The sequence below is a fragment of the Nonomuraea thailandensis genome (assembly GCF_024172165.1).
GTDB classification, from domain to species: Bacteria; Actinomycetota; Actinomycetes; order Streptosporangiales; family Streptosporangiaceae; genus Nonomuraea; species Nonomuraea thailandensis.
In genome coordinates this window covers 6,573,138-6,592,911 of sequence record NZ_JAMZEB010000002.1, presented here as the reverse complement: position 1 = coordinate 6,592,911, position 19,774 = coordinate 6,573,138, and the positions used below count along the sequence as shown (strand labels likewise).

Here is a 19,774-nt window from a genome sequence, read left to right as displayed (position 1 = left end):
GGGGAAAACCTGTGGCAAAACTGTCGGTGCCTCTTGACACAATCTACGTCGGAGGTAACGAACACCATGGCTTTCGACCCTTACCGGCGCCTGCTCAAGATCCCGGGCGTCCCCACGCTGCTCCTGGTGGGGCTGCTGGCCCGCGTGCCCGCCACGGCCGTGAGCATGGCCCTGACCCTGCACGTGGCCGAGGTGATGGGGCTCGACTACGGTCCCGCCGGGCTGATCTCCATGGCCAGCACGATCGGCATGGCCGTCGGCTCGCCGCTGGCGGGCAGGTTCGTCGACAGGCACGGGCTGCGTCCGGTGCTCGCGGTCACCACCGTGGCGCAGGCGGCGTTCTGGGCGAGCGCGTGGGCGATGCCGTTCCCCGTCCTGCTCGCGGCGGCGGCGGTGGCGGGGCTGCTGGCGTTGCCGGTGTTCAGCGTGACCAGGCAGTGCCTGGCGGCGATGGTGCCGGTCGAGCAGCGGCGCAGCGGGTTCGCGCTCGACTCGATGCTGGTCGAGATGTCGTACATGGTGGGGCCCGCGCTCGCGGTGGCGGGCATCACGACGCTGGGCAGCGGCGTGACGCTGACCGCCATCGGGGCCGGCCTGACGGCGGCGGGGCTGGGGCTGATCCTGCTCAACCCGCCGGTCCGCTCGGTCGCCGAGCTCGAGGCGGAGGTCGTGAAGGTGCCGAGGCGGCAGTGGCTCACGCCGGCGTTCGTGGCGCTGCTCGGCACGGCCGCGGCGGCCACGTTCGTGCTCACCGCGACCGAGCTCTCCCTGGTCGCCACCATGAACGAGGCGGGCCAGACCGTGTGGGTGGGGCTGGCGGTGGCCATCTGGTGCGTGTTCTCGCTCGTCGGCGGGTTCGTGTACGGCGGGCTGTCGCGGGGCTTCTCGCCCCTGGCCCTGATCGCCGCCATGGGCGTGCTGACCATCCCGGTGGGGCTGGTGGGGGGCGGCTGGCACTGGCTGGTGCTGGCGCTGCTGCCCGCCGGGCTGCTGTGCGCGCCGGCGCTGTCGTCCACCGTCGACTCGCTCAGCCAGTGGGTGCCCAGCGCGGCGCGGGGTGAGGCGATGGGCTTCCACGGCACCGCCCTGCTGCTCGGTGGCGCCGCCTCGGCGCCCATCGCGGGCGCCGTCATCGACGGGGCCGGGCCGGAGTGGGCGTTCGTGCTGGCCGGGGTGGTCGGGGTGGCCATGGTGGTGGCCGCCCTGCCGTTCTGGCGGCGCCGCCCGTCCGGCGGCGGCTCGGGGACGCCGCTGGGGCAGGGGGCCGCCGAGCCCGCCGAAGCCGCCGCCGTCCCGTCCTGACGCGGGGGTGAGGGGGCCCGGGAGCGAGCGGGGGCTGCTCCCGGGCCCGTCGCGTCTCGTGGCGCAACCGGGAGTTCACGCAAGATTTACGAAACGGGACCGTTGCGTATCGGAATGCCTTGCGATACGGTGACGTTGCGAAACTCAGACGTATCGAAATTAAGGATGTTTCCCATGGATCCGAACACAGGACATCCGCGCCGCTGGGGGATCCTCGGCGTGCTGGTGTTCAGCCTGCTGGCCGTGGTGCTCGACAACACGATCCTGAACGTGGCGATGAAGACCATCGCCGACGAGACGGCCGGCTTGGGCGCCACCCAGAGCGAGCTGGAGTGGGCGATCAACTCCTACACGCTCGTGTTCGCCGGCTTGTTGTTCACCTTCGGCGTGATCGGCGACCGGACAGGGCGCAAGCGCATGTTGTTCATCGGCATGTTGCTGTTCGGCCTGGCCTCGCTGGCCAGCGCCTACTCGCAGGATCCGATGCAGCTGATCCTGGCCAGGGCGGCGATGGGCATCGGCGGCGCGGCCATCATGCCGGCCACGCTGGCGATCATCTCCAACGTGTTCCCGCCGGCCGAGCGGGGCAAGGCGATCGGCGTGTGGGCCGGCGGGGTGGGCCTCGCGGTGGCGATCGGCCCCATCACGGGCGGCCTGCTCATCGAGCACTTCTGGTGGGGCTCGGTCTTCCTGATCAACGTGCCGATCGTGATCGTCAGCATGATCCTCATCGCGGCCGTCGTGCCCGAGTCGCGTGACCCGAAGCCGTCCAGGCTGGACCCGGTCGGCGTGGTGCTGTCCATCATCGGCCTGGTGGCCCTGGTGTACGGCATCATCCGCGGCGGCGAGCTGGGCACCGTGGCGAGCGCGGAGGTGCTGATCCCGACGCTGGCCGGGGTGGCGGTGCTCGGCCTGTTCGTGTGGTGGGAGCGGCGCATCGACCACCCGGTGTTCGACGTGCGCAGCTTCGGCAACGTGCGCTTCAGCTCGGCCATCGGCATGATGGGCATCGTCTTCTTCGCGATGATGGGCGGGATGTTCTTCCTCACGTTCTACCTGCAGATCGTGCTGGGGTTCACGCCGATCCAGGCGGGCGCGCTGATGATCCCGTTCGCCGCCGCGCAGCTCATCTTCGCGCCGCTCAGCCAGCGCATCAACGAACGCTTCGGCGCCAAGCTGTCGGCCACCGTCAGCATGATCGTGGTCACGCTGGCCCTGGGCAGCTACGCGCTCATGGACCAGAACACGCCGATCCTGCTCATCGAGGTCATCTTCTTCGTCCAGGGCGCCGCGATGGCGAACATCATGCCGCCCGCGACCACGGCCATCATGGAGTCGCTGCCCAGGGAGAAGGCCGGTGTCGGCTCGGCCATGAGCAACACCGTCCGCCAGGTGTCCGGCGCGCTCGGCGTGGCCGTGCTCGGCTCGGTGCTGTCGTCCAGCTACCGCGGCCAGATGGAGCCCGCGCTGGCCGCCCTGCCCGAGGGCGTGCGGCACGCGGCCGGTGAGTCGATCATGGCGACCATGGCCGTCGTGCAGGAGCTCGGCGACCAGGGGCGGGCGCTGGTGCAGCCGGCGTTCACCGCGTTCGTGGACGGCATGCACGTCACGGCGCTGGTGTCGGCCGTGATCGGGCTGCTCGGCATCGCGGTGGTGGCCCGGTGGATGCCCGGCAAGGCCCGCTCCGCCGAGCACGCGGAGCAGAACGAGCCGGTGCTGACGTCCTCCCGCGGGTGAGGGGCGGGCCGGCCGATGGAGCGATCAGCGGGCGGGGGCGCGTACCGGCGGCCATGCCGTCCTGAGCGATCGGTGGGCGGCGGCGCGTGCGTGATCGGCCGCCCTGAGGACCGGCGCGCCCGCGCCGGCGAGGTATGGTGAGGCCGCGATGACGATCCAGGAAACCGGGACAGCCCGCCCCGCGGGCCGCCCCCGCAGCGAGAAGGCCGAGAAGTCGATCATCGAGGCGACCCTCGACCTGATCGGCGAGGGCATGGGCGTGTCCGAGCTGACCATCGAGGCGATCGCCTCACGGGCGGGCGTCGGCAAGACGACGATCTACCGGCGCTGGTCCAACAAGGAGGACCTGGTCGTCGACGCGCTGTCCACGCTCAAGGCGCCGCTGCCGCCGCTGGCCGGCACGTCGGTTCGCGACGACCTGATCGCCCTGGTCGACGCCATGCGCAGGGAGCACGGCCAGGCCCGCAGCCGCTGCGTGATGAACATCGCGATGAGCGAGGCCGACCGCTACCCGCAACTGTTCGAGCGCTTCCTGAAGCGGGCCGTCGAGCCCCGCAGGGAGGCGATGCGCCAGGTGATCGAGCGCGGCATCGCCTCCGGCGAGCTCCGCGCCGACCTCGACGTGGACATGGCCCAGGCCATGATCTCCGGCACCATGTTGTGGCACACCAAGTGGGGCCCCGCCGGCGACCTCTCGCTCGACCTCGCCGAGCGGGTCGTCGACGCGGCCCTGGCCGGCATGGCGCCGTGAAGCGTGCAGAAGAAATGTAGGCGGGCTCGCTAGCGTCCTGGTCTGCCCCACGGAGTTGCACGGATGGCCGACTTCGCGGGGCACCATTATTTCCGGATCTTTCGGCCTAGGCAGAACGTGAGCCTTGTTCTAATCTCCGGCCATGGGCCACATGCGGAAGCTCGCGTCCATCGTCGCACTCACGTCGGTCCTGCTGGTGGCCGGTGGCGGCGCGGCCCTGGCCCACGAGGAGCGCGAGGTCTCGTTCCCCGACGGTACGGGGTCGGTGCCGGTGCTGCGGCAGGGCGAGCCCGACCTGCTCGTCTGCAAGACGGATAAGGCAGATTTCGAACGCCGAATCGCCAATTTTCCGGCTGACCTTAAAAGCCGCAACCTCGACTTATTCGCGAAATGTCAGGAAAAAGGGGTGCGGCACGTCCAGGAGGCCGTCGACCGGGTGAACCGTCCCGGAATGACCATCGCCATCCTGCCCGGCCTCTACCGCGAAGAGCCCAGCCTGCCCGCACCCGCCGGCGCCTGCGCCCGCCTGCCCGCCCGCTGGTCCGACTGGGGCTACCAGATCCTCAGCTACGAGCAGCAGGTCCAGTGCCCGCACAACCAGAACCTCGTCGCCATCCTCGGCAAGCAGAACCTCCAGATCGAGGGCACCGGCGCCGGCCCGCTGGACGTCGTCATCGACGCCGAGTACCGCAAGCTGAACGCCGTCCGCGCCGACCGCGCCGACGGCGTCTACTTCAGGAACCTCACCGCGCAGCGCACCACGTTCAACTCCCTGTACGTGCTCGAGACCGACGGCTTCGTCATCGACCGCGTCCTGACCCGCTGGAACGACGAGTACGGCTTCCTCACCTTCGCCAGCGACCACGGCCTCTACACCGACTGCGAGTCGTACGGCAACGGCGACGGCGGCCTCTACCCGGGCAGCGCCTCCAACCTGAACGAGGGCCGCGGCCACGACGTCCCCCGCTACGCCATCGAGATCCGCCGCTGCAAGAGCCACGACAACGCGCTCGGCTACTCGGGCACCGCGGGCGACTCGCTCTGGGTGCACGACAACGAGTTCTACGACAACATGGTCGGCGCCACGATGGACAGCCTCTGGCCCTCCCACCCCGGCCTGCCGCAGAACCACGCCAGGTTCGAGAACAACAAGATCTACGACAACAACCGCGACTACTACCACCACACCCGCGACGGCACCTGCGCCAAGCCGCCCGCCGAACGCGGTTACGAGCGGGGCGTCGTGTGCTCGCAGGTGGGCGTGCCGCCGGGCACGGGCGTGATCGTGGCGGGCGGCAACTACAACGTCTTCAGGAACAACCAGGTCTGGGGGCACCGGCGGGCGGGGTTCCAGCTCTTCGGCGTGCCCGCGTTCATCAGGGGCGAGAACGACCTGGCCAAGCAGGCCGACACCTCCGACTTCAACCGGTACGAGGGCAACGTGTTCGGCGTCAGCCCGACGGGGGAGCGGCGGCCGAACGGGCTGGACGTCTGGTGGGACGGCCAGGGCGCCGGCAACTGCTGGCAGGGGGACGCGGGCGCGTCCTCGCCCGTGGTGCTGCCCGTCTGCGCCGCGACGGCGCCCGAGCTGACCGGCGGGACGCGGCGGCTGCTGGCCGAGCCGGTCAAGCTCGTCAAGCTGTACCTGTGCGCCGACTTCAGCGCCGCCGAGGCGAGGCTGCCCGCCGGGTGCGACTGGTTCGGGGCGTCGGGGCTGGGCAAGGTGGAGGCCCAGCTCGCGCTGGGCGGCTCCTTGGTGCTGGGGCTGGTGGCGGGGCTGTTCTGGTGGCGGTCGCGGGGGAGGGCTGCTCAGAGGCACGACGGTGACGGGGCGGCGGGAAGCGGGGACGCCCCCGCTCCGGTGGCGGGAAGCGGGGACGCCCCCGCTCTGGCGACTGGCAACGGGGTCCTCCCCGGATCGGTGGCGATCACCCGGCGCGGGCGTCGTCTGGTGGTGGCCGGGACCGTCGCGGGGGCGCTCGGGCTGGTGCTCGACGTCGTGGCCGCGGCCGTCGGCAGCTCGGCGCAGGCCGGGGCGGCGCTGCTGCTCATGGGGGCGTGGTGGTTGTGCCTGGGGTCGGCGCTGCGGGCGGGACGGCCGGTGTTCGGCTGGTTCACGATCGTGGTGGGAGTGCTGGCCTGCGCGGACGCCTTCGACCGGCTGGTGTACCTGATCCCGGTCATCCCGCTGGGGCCCGGATGGATCCGGGGGCCGGTCACCGGGCTCTGGGTGTTGTGCGCGGTCGTCGTGCTGGCGCCCCGGCGGCGGCGCGCGGCGGCCGAGCGGCCCGCCGAGGCCGAGGTGACCACATGAGGCGTGCCGAGGTCGAGGTGCGCGTGAAGCCTGTTCAGGTCGAGGTGCTCACGTGAGACGCGCGTTCCTGCCGGCGATCGGCGTGTGTTGCGCCGTCCTGGCAGGGATGCTCGCCGCCGGGTGCGGGCCGTTGTCGAGAACCCACCGCGATCCCGGCAACAGCCACGAGGTGGCGACCGGCGCGCCGAGTGGGCGGGCCGACGCCGAGATCACGATCGCGGGCGGGCGGGTCCATCCGCCCCCCGGCTGGCTGGAGGTGCCCAAGGGGCGGCAGGTCAGCCTCACGGTCACCAGCGACGTGGCCGACGAGCTGCACGTGCACGGCTACGACCTGGTGGCAGAGCTGCGCCCCGGGGTGCCCGTGACCATCCGGTTCACGGCGGACCTGACCGGGGTGTTCCAGGTGGAGACGCACGGCGGCAAGCTGGTCCTGATCCAGCTCGCGGTCAGGTGACGGGCATGGTCGTGGCCGATGTGCTGGCGCACGGGGTCGGGGAGCGGGCCGACCTGCCGATCCCGCTCTTCTACGCCTACGCGGGCGCGTTCGCCGCGCTCGTCGTCTCGTTCCTGGCGCTCGGCCTGCTCTGGGCCGACTCCCGCTTCCGCGGCGACCTGGCCGGCCGCCCGATCACGCTGCGTCCTCCCGCCCGTCCGGCCCTGGCACGCGTGGCGGTGCGCGTCCTGACCCTCCTGGCCGCCGTCTACACCATCGGCTGGCTGGTCCTCGGCCCCGCGGACGAGAACGCGGGCCCGTACCTGGTGTACGTGCTGTTCTGGGTCGGCCTGGTGCCGGCGTCGCTGCTGTTCGGCCCGGTGTGGCGGGCGCTGAGCCCGTTCCGGCTGCTGCCCGACCGGCCGCGCCGCCCGTACCCGGCCGGGCTCGGACTCTGGCCGGCCGCGGCGGGGCTGCTGGCGTTCACCTGGATGGAGCTGGTCGCCCCCGAGCCCGCCGCACCCGCCACGCTGCTGATCTTCCTCACCCTGTACGCCGCCGCCCAGCTCGCCGGCACCCTCCTGTACGGCCACGCCTGGCTGGAACGCGGCGACCCGTTCGAGGTGTACTCGACCCTGATCGGCCACCTGTCCCCGCTCGGCCGGCGCGCGGACGGCACGCGCGTGCTGCGCAGCCCGTTCGACGGCCTGGACGCCGTCGCCCCGGCCCCCGGCCTGGTCGCCACGGTCTGCGTGCTGCTCGGCAGCACCGCCTACGACGGCCTGTCCACCAGCCCCGGCTGGGTGAACGCCCTGCAGTCCGCCCCGTTCGGCGGTCGCGCGGGCCTGGGCACGCTCGGCCTGCTGGCGGCCGTCGCCGGGGTGGCCGCGCTGTACGCCGCGTGCCTCGGCGCGGCCGGCCTGATCGGCGGCACGAGGGGGCTGACCGGCCGCTTCGCCCATTCGCTGCTGCCGATCGCCGTCGGCTACCTGATCGCGCACTACTTCTCGCTGCTGGTCATCGAGGGCCGGCACACGATCGTCCTGGCGCTGGGCCTGGAGGCCGGGGCGGACCAGAACGCCCTCGCCCCCGGCACGATCGCGACCGTGCAGGTGCTGGCCATCGTGCTCGGCCACGTCGCGGGCGTGGTGGCCGCCCACGACCGCTCGGTCAGGCTGCTGCCGCCCGCCAGGGCGGTGGCGGGCCAGATCCCGCTGTTCGTGCTGATGGTCTGCTACACCACCGGTGGGCTGACGCTCCTGCTAGCGTGAGGCGGTCCTGCGGCGGAACAGCACCGCCGCCACCGGCACGCAGAGCACCACCAGGCCCGCCAGCCACGCCGTGGCCACGGCTCCGGACGACCCCATGGGCAGGCCCAGCAGCAGCGACCGCATGGTCTCGATGATCGGCGTCAGCGGCTGGTTGTAGGCGAAGTCGCGCAGCACGCCCGGCATGGTCTGGGCCGGGACGATGCCGTCCGACACGTACGGCAGGAAGAGCACGACGAAGCTGAACGCCCCGGCCGCCTGGGGCGAGCTGACCAGCAGCCCCCAGACCGCCGCCAGCGCGGACATCGCCAGCACGTACCCCGTCACCAGGGCCAGCACCAGCACCCAGTCGGCGAGCGAGGCGTCGGGGCGGAAGCCGAGCAGGAGCGCGGCGGCCAGGGCGATGGCCGAGGACGCCACGTTGCGGATCACCGAGGCCACGACGTGCCCGGTGGGCACGACCCAGCCGCTGATCGGCAGGGTGCGGAAACGGTCGATCATGCCGCCGGTCATGTCCTCGGCGATGGTGACCGCGGTGAGTGCGGCGCCGTAGCCGCCGGACATGAGCAGGACGGCGGGCACGACGAAGTCGATGTAGTCCAGCCCGCTGGAGCCGGTGGTGATCGCGCCGCCGAACACGTACACGAACAGCACCATGATCATCACGGGCAGGGCCGTGTTGACGATGAGGCCGTCCAGGATGCGCATGTCGCGCCGCAGGTCGCGGACGACCAGGCGGCGCAGGTCGCCGGCCGCGGTGAGGGAGGCGCTCATGCCAGGGCTCCTGTCGCGGTCGCCGTGAGCTCGAAGAAGACGTCGTCCATGGTGGGGGTGCGCAGCTCCACCCGCTCGACCGGGATGCCCGCGCCGTCCAGCACGTTCAGCGCGTGACGCAGGTGGTCGGGGCCCTGGAGGGCCAGCGTCAGCTCCCCGGCCTCGGGGTCGACGTGGGCGCCCTGCAGGGTGGCGCCGGCCCGGGGCAGGTCCGCGGGCCGCGCCGGGCGCAGAGCCAGGCGTTCCCTGCCGACCTGGCGCTTGAGCGCGGCGGGGGAGTCGTCGGCGACGACGCGGCCCCCGTTGATCACCACGACGCGGTCGGCGAGCTGGTCGGCCTCCTCCAGGTACTGCGTGGTCAGCAGGATGGTGGTGCCGGTGGCCAGCAGCTCGCGGATCACCGACCACAGCTCGGCCCTGCTACGCGGGTCGAGGCCGGTCGTGGGCTCGTCCAGGAACAGGATCGGCGGCGCCGACACCATGCTGGCCGCCAGGTCCAGGCGCCTGCGCATGCCGCCCGAGTACGTGCCGGCCCTGCGGCCGGCGGCGCCGGTCAGGTCGAAGCGTTCCAGCAGTTCCTCCGCCCGCCGCCTGGCCGGCCGGCGGCCCAGGTGGTAGAGGCCGGCGAACAGCTCCAGGTTCTCCCGCCCGGTCAGCAACGCGTCCACCGTGGCCTGCTGGGAGGTCAGCCCGATGGCGCGGCGCACCTGCCGGCCCTCGCGCGTCACGTCGTGCCCGGCCACCGTGGCGGTGCCACCGTCCGGGGCCAGGAGCGTGGTCAGGATCCGTACGGTCGTCGTCTTCCCCGAGCCGTTGGGCCCGAGCAGCGCCAGCAGCGACCCGGTGGGCACGGTCAGGTCGATCCCGGTCAGCACTCTCGTCCCGCCGAACGACTTGGTGAGCCCCCGGGCCACGACGGCATCTGTGAATGTCTTACTGTGTATGACGTTCATAGTTTTAAGATAATGCAGAATCCTAGGAGCGAGTCAAGGAGGATTTCGATGGCGCACGACCGGTTGCCCCCCATGCTGCAGCGGTTGTGGGGGCGTGAGCCGGTGTCGCGCAGAGGGCCGCGGCCACGGCTCGACCTGCCCACGATCACCGCCGCCGCCATCGAGCTCGCCGACGCCGAAGGGCTGGCCGGGGTCTCGATGAACAGCGTGGCCACGAAGGTCGGGGTGGCGGCCACGGCGCTGTACCGGTACATCGGCAGCAAGGACGACCTGCTCACCATGATGTCCGACGCCATCGCCCCCGAGCCGCCGGACCCGTCGGGCCGGCCCTGGCGCGACTACCTCGCCCTGTGGACCAAGCTCCAGCGTGACCTCGTGCTGCAGCACGGCTGGGTGCTGGAGATCACCAAGTTCGCCCCGCCGCTCGGCCCGCGCCGGCTGCTCTGGCTGGACCGGGCGCTGGCCGCGCTCGACGGCACGGGTCTCGACGACGGGGAGAAGATCAACGTGGCCAGCGCCCTGACGGGGTACGCGCTGACCGACGCCGCGATCGTCGCGACGGCCGGCACCGGCGTCCAGGAGTTCGAGGACGCCGGGATCGAGAGCGCGGCCGACTACGGCGAGCTGCTGGTGGAGCTGCTCGACCCCGAGCGCTACCCCGCCGCGTCGGCCGCCGTGCGCGGCGGCGCCTTCCGCGGCGCCGAGGGCTGGGTCCACGACGACGACTTCCGCTTCGGCCTCGACCTGCTGCTCGACGGCGTGGAGCAGCTCATCGCGCGGCGCGCGTCAGGAGGTCAGGTCGGCGGGCAGTAGCTGCTCGGTCAGCAGCCGGCGCACCCGCTCGGGGCCGGTAGCCCAGCCCCGCACCAGCTCCCATCCGTGGAAATATCCGAAGATGTACGGGCTCATCGGCGAAGGCCTGAGCAGCCCGAGCGCCGCCGCCACCTCCTCCTCACCGTAGAGCGACCACCGCCGCAGGTACGCGGCCGGCTCGGCCTCGTCGCGCCCCTCGCCGGCCAGGAACGCCGCGTTGCCCCACACGCCCCACAACACGTTCCTGGCCCGGTGCACGGCCGCGAAGTCGCTGCCGTCCGGCCGGATGCCCAGCTCGGGCAGGACGTTCGCGTTCAGCCACACCTGCGCCTCGTCCCCTGGGAACACCAGCTCCTCGGCCACCAGCCCCAGCCCCTCGCTGAGCACGAACGACGGCGACAACATGAACCGCACCCGCTGCCCCTCCCCGAGACGCCGCTCCTTGAGCATCGACTCGGCGATGTGCCCGGGATGCCCCTCGTGCGCCACCAGATACAGCAGGTCGGCGACGTTGAACGGGATCGCCCGGTTGATGTGGATGGTGGACTTCAGCCCGCCCTCGTAGTCACCCGCCGCGTGGAACCCCACGCCCTCGACCAGCCGGCACTCCACCACCTCCCCGGCCGGCAGCGGGACGATCGTGCCCGTCCGCGCCCGCGTCTCCACGACCGCCCGGTCCACCAGCCCGGGCAGCCGCTCGATGTCCCGCAGCGTGTGTGCCTCCTGCCACGCCCTGAGCCGGTCGGCCGGCGTGCCGGAGGTCCTCGGCAGGGCCGCGTCCAGGTCGGCGTGCGCCTGCTCGAACACCTCCTCCGGCACCCAGCGCGGCTCCAGCCCCAGGCACTCCCGCCCGTACTCGGCCAGCGGCAGCCGCTCGCCGTCCAGGTGGCGGGCCATGGCGCGGACGGCGCGCACGTGGGCGGCGAGGTAGGCGGTCGGCGCGCACTCCATCAGCCGCTCAGCCTCCTCAGCCAGCGCCCCCGCCACGGCCGGCGGCTCCGCCTCCACCGCCGCGGCCCACTCGGCCGGGCCCCGGTAAATCAGCGCGGTGCCGCTCGCGCCGCCCGTCGCCAGCCGGTTGATCCGCAACGCCAGCATTGCGTGATCCCGGTGCCACTGCTCCATCTCGTCCTCCATGGGTCGTCGGGGGCGCCTAAGCTAGCCGTACGGATTTCCGTACAGTGCACGGAAGGCTGGAGGATGCCGGAGAGCATCTGGTTCCGCGAGGACGCCCGCCCGCGCAGGCCCCGGCTGTCGCGCGAGCGCATCGTCGAGGCCGCCGTCGCGCTCCTCGACGCCGAGGGCGTGGCCGGGTTCTCCATGCGGGCGCTCGCCGCGCGGCTGAACGCCGGGACGATGTCGCTGTACGAGTACGTCCAGAGCAAGGAGGACGTGCTCGACCTGGCCCTGGACGAGGTGATCGGCGAGATCGAGGCACCCGGGCGGCCGGGGCCGTGGCGCGGCTTCCTCATCGCGCAGCTCACCCAGAGCCGCGCCGTCATGCGCCGCCATCCCTGGGTGCCCGCGCTCACCGCCACCCGCCCGCTGCTGGGGCCCCAGGCCGTGGCCCGTTCCCGGCTGTTCTACGAGGCGCTGGCGGGGGCGGGGCTGGAGGGGCCCGTGCTCACCGCCGCCGTGGGGACGCTGTCGTCCTACGTGAACGGGTTCGTCGCCGCGGAGAACATCTGGTGGCAGAAGGTCCGCACGCCTGCCGCCGACGCCGAGATCCGCGCCAGGGTGGCCGGGCATCTGGACGCTGAGCTCGCCCGCCTCAGCCAGGTCGAGGACGCCGACTTCGACGGGCAGTTCCTGCTCGGTCTGGGGCTCATCCTGGACGGGATCGAGGCCCGGCTGGCAGGAGCAGGGCGGTGATGTTGTCCTGACCGCCCGCCGCCAGAGCGTGATCGACCAGAGCGCGCGCGGCGCCCGGGGCGCCGGAGCCGGCTCGCCCGGGCAGGTCGTCGCCAGGGGCTCGGCCGCTGCCGGCAGGGGCTCGGCCGCGCAGGGCGCCGGCACGGGCCTGGTCGCGCAGGGCGCTCGCGTCGGGGAAGTGGCGCCACAGGCCGTCCGTGCACAGGAGCAGGAGGCCCGGGGTGCTGGGGCGGTAGCTGCGGATGCGCGGCTCGGGGCGGCCCGCGTCGGCGCCCAGCCAGGCGGACAGGGCCTCGTGCTCGCCCGTGTCGTCCTCCGTCATGGCCGTCGCGACGCCCTCGCCCGGCAGCCAGTACGCGCGGCTGTCGCCGACCCAGCAGGCCCACACGCCATCCCGGGCCGCGACGCCGGCGACGTACGTGCAGGCGGGAGCGTCCTGCGCCGGCGCATCCCGGGGGCGGCCGGGCCCGGAGCCTTGGAGTGACCCGGCGAGGGCCGTGACCGCACGGCCCGCCCGGATCGCGCCCTCCGCCAGCGCCGTCTCGGGCAGCGCGCCCGCACGCAGCAGCGCGATCGTCGTGGCCGCGCCCGCGTCGGCGGCCACCTGGGCGGCGCGCTCGGAACGGGGTGACATGGACACGCCATCGCACACCACGCCCACCGTCCACGCGCCCGCCCGCGACAGGGCCATCGCGTCGGCGTTCACGGCCCGCCGCAGGCCCCGGTCGCTGACCCCGGCGGCGCCGGCGTCCGTCGTGAGCTCGACGTGGGAGCGGAAGGCGGGTTGCGCGGTTCCGCAGTCCCAGCAGTGGCCGTCGGGGGCCACGGTGCCGCCGCCGCACGCGACACAGCGCGATATTTCCGTCATGGCCTCACGATCGTCGCAGATGCCGGCGGCTTGTAGCTTGGCACGCGACACGAGTGAGGTGACCGTCCGATGACGCCGACCTGGAGCGCGGAGCCCGGCGGCGCGGCGGAGGAGCCGCCGCCCTCGTCACGAGGCAGCGCGGGCGAACCGCCGGCCGCGGCCAGGGGTGGGGCGGGCGGGCGTTCGGGACGAGCTTCGGGCACACTGCTACCGGCTGCTGGGCTCGGTGCACGATGCCGAGGACGCGGTGCAGGAGACCCTGGACCGGGCGTGGCGGAGCCTGGCACGGTACGAGGACCGCGGGTCGATCAGGCCGTGGCTGTACAACTGCCGTGCCGTCGCAGACCCGAGCAGCCCCGGCACGGCGGAGTGCACCGCCGCCACCACCGCCGCCGCCGCCCGCCGATGTTGCCCCTCGTGAGCTGAGCTCCTGCTCGGGTGGGGCCGGTCGACGGGGTTGCCGCTTGGGGGTGGGAGGCCGGTCAGCGGGGTTGCTGATGGACGGTCGCGAGCATGGTGTCGAGTGCCCGCTGGGACGTCTGGAGCCGTTCGATGTTCTCGGCGATGCGGCGGCGCTCGCGCTGGAGGTTGGCGACCATGCCGGGGCAGGCGGTCGGCACCATGCGGTCGCCGTCGTCGTGGACGCAGTCCAGCAGCCGGGCGATGACGGCCGTGGGCAGGCCGGCGGCGAGCATCGTGCGGATGTGGCGCACGGCGGCCACGTCCGCGTCGCCGTACTCGCGGTAGCCGTTCGCCAGCCGCCGGGGCCGCAGCAGGCCCTGCTCCTCGTAGTAGCGCAGCAGCCGCCTGCTGACCCCGGTCTCGCGGGCCAGGTCACCGATCCTCATGAGCTCCCTTGACCTTCACATCGATGTGACGCCCTACCGTCGCGAGCGTCATGAAAGCCAGAACAACGTGAAGGAGCGGATCCATGCCTGGAGCGGTGATCGTCGGGTCGGGGCCGGGGATCGGGCGGGCGGTGGCCCAGCGGTTCGCCAGGGAGGGGCTGGCGGTGGGGCTCGTCTCGCGTAGCGGTGGCTCGCTCGGCCTGGACGGCGTGCTGACGTACCGGGCGGACTGCGGGGACGAGGGCGAGCTGCGTGCGGCGCTCGACGCGGCGACGGGCGCGTTCGGCACGCCGGACGTCGTGGTGTACAACGCCGCGGTCGTCCGCCCCGACTCGCTCGCCGAGGCGAACGCGCGGGCGCAGCTCGACGCGTGGGCGGTGAACGTGGTGGGCGCGCTCATCACGGCGGCGCAGGTGGTGCCCGCGATGGCGCGGCGCGGCAGCGGCACGTTCGTCGTCACCGGCGGGATGCCCGAGCCCAAGCCCTCGTACGTCAGCCTGTCCCTGGGCAAGGCCGGCGTGCGGACGCTGGTGGCGATGCTGGACGAGGAGTACGGGCCGTCGGGGGTGCACGCGGCCAGCGTCACGGTCGCGGGGGCGGTCGCGCCTGGCACGGCCTTCGATCCGGACGACATCGCCGAGCACTACTGGCGGCTGCACACCCAGCCGCGCGAGGCCTGGGAACGGGAGGTCCTCCACGCGGGCACCACCGGGTGAATCCGGCCGAGGACCTGTAGAGGCCGTCCGGCGCGGGAGGGGTGTCAGGCGGTGAGGTGCCAGAACCAGCCGAGCGGGCGCAGGCGCAGGCGCTGGGCCACGCGCTGCGAGGAGTGGTTGTCCGCGCTCGTGCTGTAGAACAGGTGAACCCCGGGCAACTGGTCGGCCCAGGCGGACGTGGTGGCGGCGGCGTAACCTCGGCCGCGGTGTGCCGGGGACGTCCAGGTGCCGGCCTCGGCGCCGAGCGGGGTGAGGCGGGCGCTGTGGCAGATCGAGACCACCTGACCGTCCTCGGCGACCATCGCCCAGGGCGATCCCGCGGTGCCGCTGGTGAGCTCGGCCCACTCGTCGGGCTCCCAGGAGGCGGGCCGCGGTAAGGAGCGTACGAGGCGGACGTGCTCGGCGGACCCGGATCTGAGGACGTCCACCGCGACGTCCGCCCGGACGGGCGGGCTCACGAGGTAGCTGGGGCCTCCCGACACCGTCACCTGATCGCCGCCCAGCAGGGCCCGGCAGGCCGTCAGAACGTCCGGTGGCATGCTGAGGGCCGGTGGGGCGGGGGTGTCGGGGGTGATGAGGGAGAGCAGGCGCGAGGCCAGGTCGTCGGGCACGCCGGCGGCGACGGCCGCGGTCAGGCCGCCGGCCGCCACGCCGATCACCATGTCCTCAGGCCCCGGCAGACGCCCGCGCCCGTCCAGGCGCCAGATGACGCCCAGCTCGATCCGGAGCAGGTCGATGTCGCGCACCTCGCCCGTCACAGGGCCCCTCCCGGCCGGCGCCTCACGAGATCGATGTCGTCTCCGCCCCGGTCAGCGTGAACGGGACGGTCGCGGCCACCCTACCGTTGACGATCACATCGAGCTCCCGCGGCCCGGGCGGCTCGTCGCGCGTGGTGACCGGGCGGAAGGAGTGACTCTTGCGCACGGCGAACGTCTCGCCGGCCCCGCCCGCCTCCCGCTGCCCGAGGTGGAACACGCGGCGCGAGCCCGCCCGCCGCACGGCGTACTTCAGCAGCACCGGCCCCGCGGCCTCCGCCCTCACGGTGACCGTGAAGGCCAGCCTGCCGCCTACGGCGACGGTGGGGGAGCCGAGGGTCAGCTCCTCCACCGTGCCGCTGCCCGGCGTGGCGCCCAGCAGGGCGAGGGCCTCAGGGTGGCCGGCCCGCAGCAGCCCGCGGACCGCGTGGCGCAGCACCCGCTCCACGTGGGAACCGCCGCCCGCGCGCCACCCCGCCAGCAGCTCCAGCGCCACCTGCGGATGGTCCTTGGCCAGGTCGTTGACGTGGTTGGCGACCGAGCGGCGGACGTACTCGCTCGGGTCGTCGCGCAGCCGGTCGAGCAGGGGGAGTGTCGGGCCCGGCGTCATCAGCCAGCCGACCCGGCCCGCCCACGGCAGGCGCGGGCGGGAGCCCTCCGAGGCCAGCCGGCGCAGGTGCTCGTCAGGCGACTCCGCCCAGCCATACATGATCTTGATGGCGTCGTCGCGGTAGCGGTCCAGGTAGGGGCGGACGGCGAACTCGCCCGTCGCGTACGGCGTGAGCGCGGCCAGCGTCTCCATCGCGGGCTCCAGGTGGTCGAGCCCCTGGAGGGCGGTGTGCTCGGTGGCGGGCCAGCCGCTCCACATGTCGAGCGTGGCGGCGCACTCCCGCACGAGCGCGGCGGCACGCGGATAGGGCAGGGGCAGCGCGTCGTGCAGGGCCGCGGCGACGTGCGCCACGCGGGCCTTGAGCTCCAGGCCGTCGAGGCCGGTCAGGGCCCGCGCGGTGAAGCCGGCCCGGGGGAACGCCGGCCAGGCGGCGGCCAGCCCGTCGGCCAGCACCGACACCGACCGGGCGTTGATCAGGTCTTTCAGGGGTTGAGCCACGGGGCAACTGTGCCAGGAGCCACCGACATTCTCAGGGCCGCCGCCCGTCCACGGGTGTCAGCGGGGCGAGGCGGTGAGCCCGTTGTAGTAGGCCTGCATCGACGGGTGGTACGCGTCGAAGCCGGGCGCGGGCGAGCCGTCGCGCGAGGCGACGAGCAGGTCCAGGTAGTACTCCCAGCCGGGCCCGATGTCCCCGACGCCGTCCTCCGTCTCCAGGTGCTGGACGAACCGCAGCTCCGTCACCCCGTCGGACTCGGCCAGCAGCAGCTCGATGTGCCAGGCCCCGTGCTCGTCCAGGGAGGAGACGGCCAGGCGGCGCGGCGGCTCGCAGGCGTCGATGCGCAGGTCGTACCAGGGCTGCTGCTCCTCGAAGAGGAGCTGCACCTTGACCGTGCGGCCGGGCGCCGCGTCGCCCTCCCACGGCCCGAACCAGCGCGCCGTGCGCTCGGGCTCGGTGACGCTGGCCCACACGTCGCCCGCGGGCGCGCGGAAGGTGCGGGTGAGAACGAGGTCGGTGCCGGCGCCGGTGCTGAACAGCCGGCCTGTGGGGATGGGGCTCATGCGGTGCTCTCCTCTCCTGGGACGCCTGGCGGGGCGCCCGTCGTGGTACGGCGTTCGCGGCGCGTGCGGTACACCTCGGTCTCCAGCGCGTCGAAGCGGTGCTCCCACCCGGAGGGCCGCACGAACGGCCCGAGCCACGCGACCAGCTCCCCGAACGGCCCCGGGTCGAGCGTGTAGAGGCGCTGCCTGCCGGCCAGCTCGGCGCGGACCAGCCCGCTGCGCCTGAGCACCCGCAGGTGGCGGCTGACGGCGGGCCGGCTGATCGCGAAGCGCTCGGCGACCTCGCCGGCCGGCAGCGGCCCCTCCCGCAGCAGCACGAGGATCCGCCGCCGCACGGGATCCGCGACAGCTCCCGCCACCTCGTCCAGGCGGGCCTCCAGGGCGTCGTCCGCCCAAGCGCCCGCCGCCTCGTCCGGGCGCTCCGCAACAGCGTCGTCCGCACGCGCCTTCGCCGCTTCCGTCACACCGAAAAGCGTAACCTACTGGTTACGTGTACTCAAGGCAGCACCGCACGAAGTCCCCACGACGGGGTTCGCGTCGTCCGCGGGCGCCCAGGCGACGGCGACCCGGCTGGCGCTCCCCCGGTGAGCGGCCGGTACGTGACCCCGGGCCGCGCGTAGTAGCGAGCCGCCGACTCGGGCGCCGGCGCGACGCCGTACCCGTCGGCGATCGCGCCAGCGCGATCCAGCGCGGCTCGCTGAAGAGCACCTCCGCCAGCCGGGCCGCGCCTCCAGTTGCCTGATCTGCTTGGCCGGCGCGGGCTGCGAGACGTACGGCTTCGCGGCGGCACGGGTGAGGCCGCCAGCCCGCGCCCGCGTGTTCCACAACTTCGGCCATCCGGCGGGCTTCCTGGCCCTGGCAGCGGGGTCGCTAGCGCTGGGAGCGGCGGCGGCCTAGCTCGTGCTCTCCCGCCAGCGGTTGGTGATGGGCAGGCGGCGGTCACGCCCGAAGTTCTTGGGCGTGATCTTCGGGCCGGGCGGGTACTGGCGCCGCTTGTACTCCGCCAGGTCCACCAGCCGGATCACCCGCGTCACCAGCGCGGGGTCGTGCCCGGCCGCGATGAGCTCCTGCGAGCCCATGTCCTTCTCGACGTAGTCGTCCAGCAGCCGGTCCAGCACCTCGTACGGCGGCAGCGAGTCGGTGTCGCGCTGGTCGGGACGCAGCTCGGCGCTCGGCTCCTTGGTGATCGAGTTCTCCGGGATCGGCCGCTCGGCCTGGAGCAGGAAGCCGGGCCCCGAGTTGGCGTTGCGCCACCTGGACAGCTCCCACACCATCGTCTTCGGCACGTCCTTGATCGGCGCGAAGCCGCCGGCCGAGTCGCCGTAGAGAGTGGAGTAGCCGGTGGCCAGCTCGCTCTTGTTGCCGGTGGTCAGCACCAGGTGGCCGTGCTCGTTCGACAGGCCCATGAGGATCATGCCGCGCACCCGCGCCTGGAGGTTCTCGGCGGCCAGGCCCGACAGCTCGATCTCCTTCTCGAACGCGTTGACGATGTCGGCGATCGGCACCACCTGCGCGTTGACGCCCTGCCTGCGCACCAGCTCCTCGGCGTCGGCCAGCGAGTGGTCGGAGGAGTAGCGGGAGGGCATGAGCACCACGTTGACGCGCGAGGGGCCGATGGCGTCGGCGGCGATCGTGGCGGTCAGCGCGGAGTCGATGCCGCCGGACAGGCCCAGGATGACCGACTGGAAGCCGTTCTTGGCCACGTAGTCGCGCACGGCCAGGACCAGCGCCGAGTAGACCTCGGCGTGCACGTCCAGCCGCTCGGGGACGGCGCAGGGGTCGGCGGCGTACGCCGCGACGGGCTCGTCGGACAGCACCAGCCGCTCGACCGTGATCGTGGAGCCGTCACCCGCGTCGTACGGGTAGGTGCCGGGCTCGGCGTCGGAGACCGGCAGGCCGTCGAGGTCCACGACCAGCAGCTCCTCCTCGAACTGGCGGCCCCGCGCCACCGGTTCGCCCGACGCGTCCACCACGATGGAGTCGCCGTCGAAGACCAGCTCGTCCTGCCCGCCGACCTGGTTGACGTAGACGAGCCCGCACCCGGCCTCGCGGGCCCGGCGCGCGCACAGCTCCAGCCGTACGTCGTCCTTGTCCTTCTCGTACGGCGAGGCGTTCGGCGCCACCAGCAGCCCGGCCCCCGCCTGCCCCACGACGGACACGGGGCCGCCCTCCTGCCACAGGTCCTCGCACACCGCGATCGCCACGTCCACCCCGTGCAGCCGGAAGATCGGCAGCCGGTCGCCGCGCACGAAGTAGCGGTACTCGTCGAAGACCCCGTAGTTCGGCAGATGGTGCTTGGCCGTCCGGGTGACCACCTCGCCCTTGTGCAGCAGCGCGGCGGCGTCGAGCGGGGCGCCCTTCGGCTGCCCCACCCGGGGGGCGAGGCCCGCGCGGTCGACGTAGCCGACGACCACCGGCAGGTCGCCGAGGCCCTCGCGCGCGAGCCTGCGTGCCACCTCCTCCAGCGTGCGGATGCTGGCGTCCACGAAGGAGGTGCGCAGCACGAGGTCCTCCACGGGGTAACCGGTGAGGAACATCTCGGTGAAGACCACGAGGTGGGCCTCGCGCTCCGCCGCGTCGCGGGTCCACGCGATCAGTTTGTCGGCGTTGGCGCTCAGGTCGCCGACGGTCGGGTTCGTCTGGGCCAGGGCAATGCGCAGTTGTGCCACGTGAACAGCCTAGTACGCACCGATTTTTATCG

20 protein-coding genes are annotated in these 19,774 nt (G+C 73.1%); 10 read left to right on the top strand and 10 right to left on the bottom strand.

The genetic code is table 11. The features are described from left to right. Positions 1 to 66 precede the first annotated feature (66 nt). From HD597_RS34055 to HD597_RS34030, 6 genes are all read left to right on the top strand, one after another. Positions 67 to 1,302, top strand: a complete 1,236-nt coding sequence (locus HD597_RS34055; protein ID WP_253747281.1) for an MFS transporter — start codon at positions 67 to 69, stop codon at positions 1,300 to 1,302. A 174-nt stretch (positions 1,303 to 1,476) separates the two neighbouring features. Beyond that, positions 1,477 to 3,039, top strand: a complete 1,563-nt coding sequence (locus tag HD597_RS34050; RefSeq protein ID WP_253747280.1) for an MFS transporter — start codon at positions 1,477 to 1,479, stop codon at positions 3,037 to 3,039. 148 nt (positions 3,040 to 3,187) lie between these two features. Then, complete coding sequence (locus tag HD597_RS34045; RefSeq protein ID WP_253747279.1) at positions 3,188 to 3,790, top strand: TetR/AcrR family transcriptional regulator; 603 nt, start codon at positions 3,188 to 3,190, stop codon at positions 3,788 to 3,790. 151 nt (positions 3,791 to 3,941) lie between these two features. Next, on the top strand, positions 3,942 to 6,104 hold the full coding sequence (locus HD597_RS34040; protein WP_253747278.1) for a right-handed parallel beta-helix repeat-containing protein: 2,163 nt from the start codon (positions 3,942 to 3,944) through the stop codon (positions 6,102 to 6,104). A gap of 52 nt (positions 6,105 to 6,156) precedes the next feature. Beyond that, entirely contained in the window at positions 6,157 to 6,558 is a 402-nt protein-coding gene (locus HD597_RS34035) for a cupredoxin domain-containing protein (protein ID WP_253747277.1), read from the top strand. 5 nt (positions 6,559 to 6,563) lie between these two features. Beyond that, positions 6,564 to 7,808, top strand: a complete 1,245-nt coding sequence (locus HD597_RS34030) for a hypothetical protein (RefSeq protein WP_253747276.1) — start codon at positions 6,564 to 6,566, stop codon at positions 7,806 to 7,808. Here the strand turns inward: HD597_RS34030 and HD597_RS34025 are convergent. After that, the gene (locus tag HD597_RS34025) at positions 7,800 to 8,579 is read right to left on the bottom strand and encodes an ABC transporter permease (RefSeq protein WP_253747275.1); all 780 of its coding nucleotides are present in this window, start codon (positions 8,577 to 8,579) and stop codon (positions 7,800 to 7,802) included. The genes HD597_RS34030 and HD597_RS34025 overlap by 9 nt on opposite strands. After that, complete coding sequence (locus tag HD597_RS34020; protein WP_253747274.1) at positions 8,576 to 9,532, bottom strand: ATP-binding cassette domain-containing protein; 957 nt, start codon at positions 9,530 to 9,532, stop codon at positions 8,576 to 8,578. Before HD597_RS34020 ends, HD597_RS34025 begins: the two co-directional genes overlap by 4 nt. Positions 9,533 to 9,580: 48 nt before the next feature. Between HD597_RS34020 and HD597_RS34015 the strand changes: the two genes are divergently transcribed. Further along, positions 9,581 to 10,345 carry a TetR/AcrR family transcriptional regulator gene (locus HD597_RS34015; protein WP_253747273.1) on the top strand — a complete coding sequence of 255 codons (765 nt, stop codon included), beginning with the start codon at positions 9,581 to 9,583 and terminating at the stop codon, positions 10,343 to 10,345. Here HD597_RS34015 and HD597_RS34010 read toward each other — a convergent pair. Beyond that, on the bottom strand, positions 10,319 to 11,470 hold the full coding sequence (locus HD597_RS34010; protein WP_253747272.1) for a hypothetical protein: 1,152 nt from the start codon (positions 11,468 to 11,470) through the stop codon (positions 10,319 to 10,321). The two genes, HD597_RS34015 and HD597_RS34010, sit on opposite strands and share 27 nt — an antisense overlap. A gap of 75 nt (positions 11,471 to 11,545) precedes the next feature. Between HD597_RS34010 and HD597_RS34005 the strand changes: the two genes are divergently transcribed. Next, the gene (locus HD597_RS34005; protein ID WP_253747271.1) at positions 11,546 to 12,217 is read left to right on the top strand and encodes a TetR/AcrR family transcriptional regulator; all 672 of its coding nucleotides are present in this window, start codon (positions 11,546 to 11,548) and stop codon (positions 12,215 to 12,217) included. Here the strand turns inward: HD597_RS34005 and HD597_RS34000 are convergent. Further along, entirely contained in the window at positions 12,171 to 13,085 is a 915-nt protein-coding gene (locus HD597_RS34000; protein ID WP_253747270.1) for a PP2C family protein-serine/threonine phosphatase, read from the bottom strand. The two genes, HD597_RS34005 and HD597_RS34000, sit on opposite strands and share 47 nt — an antisense overlap. A gap of 166 nt (positions 13,086 to 13,251) precedes the next feature. On the opposite strand from HD597_RS34000, the gene HD597_RS66975 reads away from it, so the two are divergent. Further along, a complete protein-coding gene (locus HD597_RS66975) occupies positions 13,252 to 13,506 on the top strand; it encodes a sigma factor (RefSeq protein WP_372513434.1) in 255 nt (84 codons plus the stop codon). Between the two features lie 61 nt (positions 13,507 to 13,567). Here HD597_RS66975 and HD597_RS33990 read toward each other — a convergent pair whose 3' ends face one another. Then, entirely contained in the window at positions 13,568 to 13,933 is a 366-nt protein-coding gene (locus HD597_RS33990) for a MerR family transcriptional regulator (protein ID WP_253747269.1), read from the bottom strand. An 83-nt stretch (positions 13,934 to 14,016) separates the two neighbouring features. Between HD597_RS33990 and HD597_RS33985 the strand changes: the two genes are divergently transcribed. Further along, a complete protein-coding gene (locus HD597_RS33985) occupies positions 14,017 to 14,649 on the top strand; it encodes an SDR family NAD(P)-dependent oxidoreductase (RefSeq protein ID WP_253747268.1) in 633 nt (210 codons plus the stop codon). A 44-nt stretch (positions 14,650 to 14,693) separates the two neighbouring features. Here HD597_RS33985 and HD597_RS33980 read toward each other — a convergent pair whose 3' ends face one another. The 5 genes from HD597_RS33980 to HD597_RS33960 all read right to left on the bottom strand — a co-directional run bounded on the left by HD597_RS33980 (position 14,694) and on the right by HD597_RS33960 (position 19,742). After that, positions 14,694 to 15,407: a GNAT family N-acetyltransferase gene (locus tag HD597_RS33980; RefSeq protein WP_253747267.1), complete on the bottom strand. Its 714-nt coding sequence runs from the start codon at positions 15,405 to 15,407 to the stop codon at positions 14,694 to 14,696. A 22-nt stretch (positions 15,408 to 15,429) separates the two neighbouring features. Further along, positions 15,430 to 16,512: a YhaZ family DNA alkylation repair protein gene (locus HD597_RS33975; RefSeq protein ID WP_253747266.1), complete on the bottom strand. Its 1,083-nt coding sequence runs from the start codon at positions 16,510 to 16,512 to the stop codon at positions 15,430 to 15,432. 57 nt (positions 16,513 to 16,569) lie between these two features. Beyond that, entirely contained in the window at positions 16,570 to 17,073 is a 504-nt protein-coding gene (locus HD597_RS33970; protein WP_253747265.1) for an SRPBCC family protein, read from the bottom strand. After that, positions 17,070 to 17,537 carry an ArsR/SmtB family transcription factor gene (locus tag HD597_RS33965; protein ID WP_308210743.1) on the bottom strand — a complete coding sequence of 156 codons (468 nt, stop codon included), beginning with the start codon at positions 17,535 to 17,537 and terminating at the stop codon, positions 17,070 to 17,072. Before HD597_RS33965 ends, HD597_RS33970 begins: the two co-directional genes overlap by 4 nt. 429 nt (positions 17,538 to 17,966) lie before the next feature. Next, complete coding sequence (locus HD597_RS33960) at positions 17,967 to 19,742, bottom strand: NAD+ synthase (RefSeq protein ID WP_253747264.1); 1,776 nt, start codon at positions 19,740 to 19,742, stop codon at positions 17,967 to 17,969. Between the last annotated feature and the right edge of the window lie 32 nt (positions 19,743 to 19,774).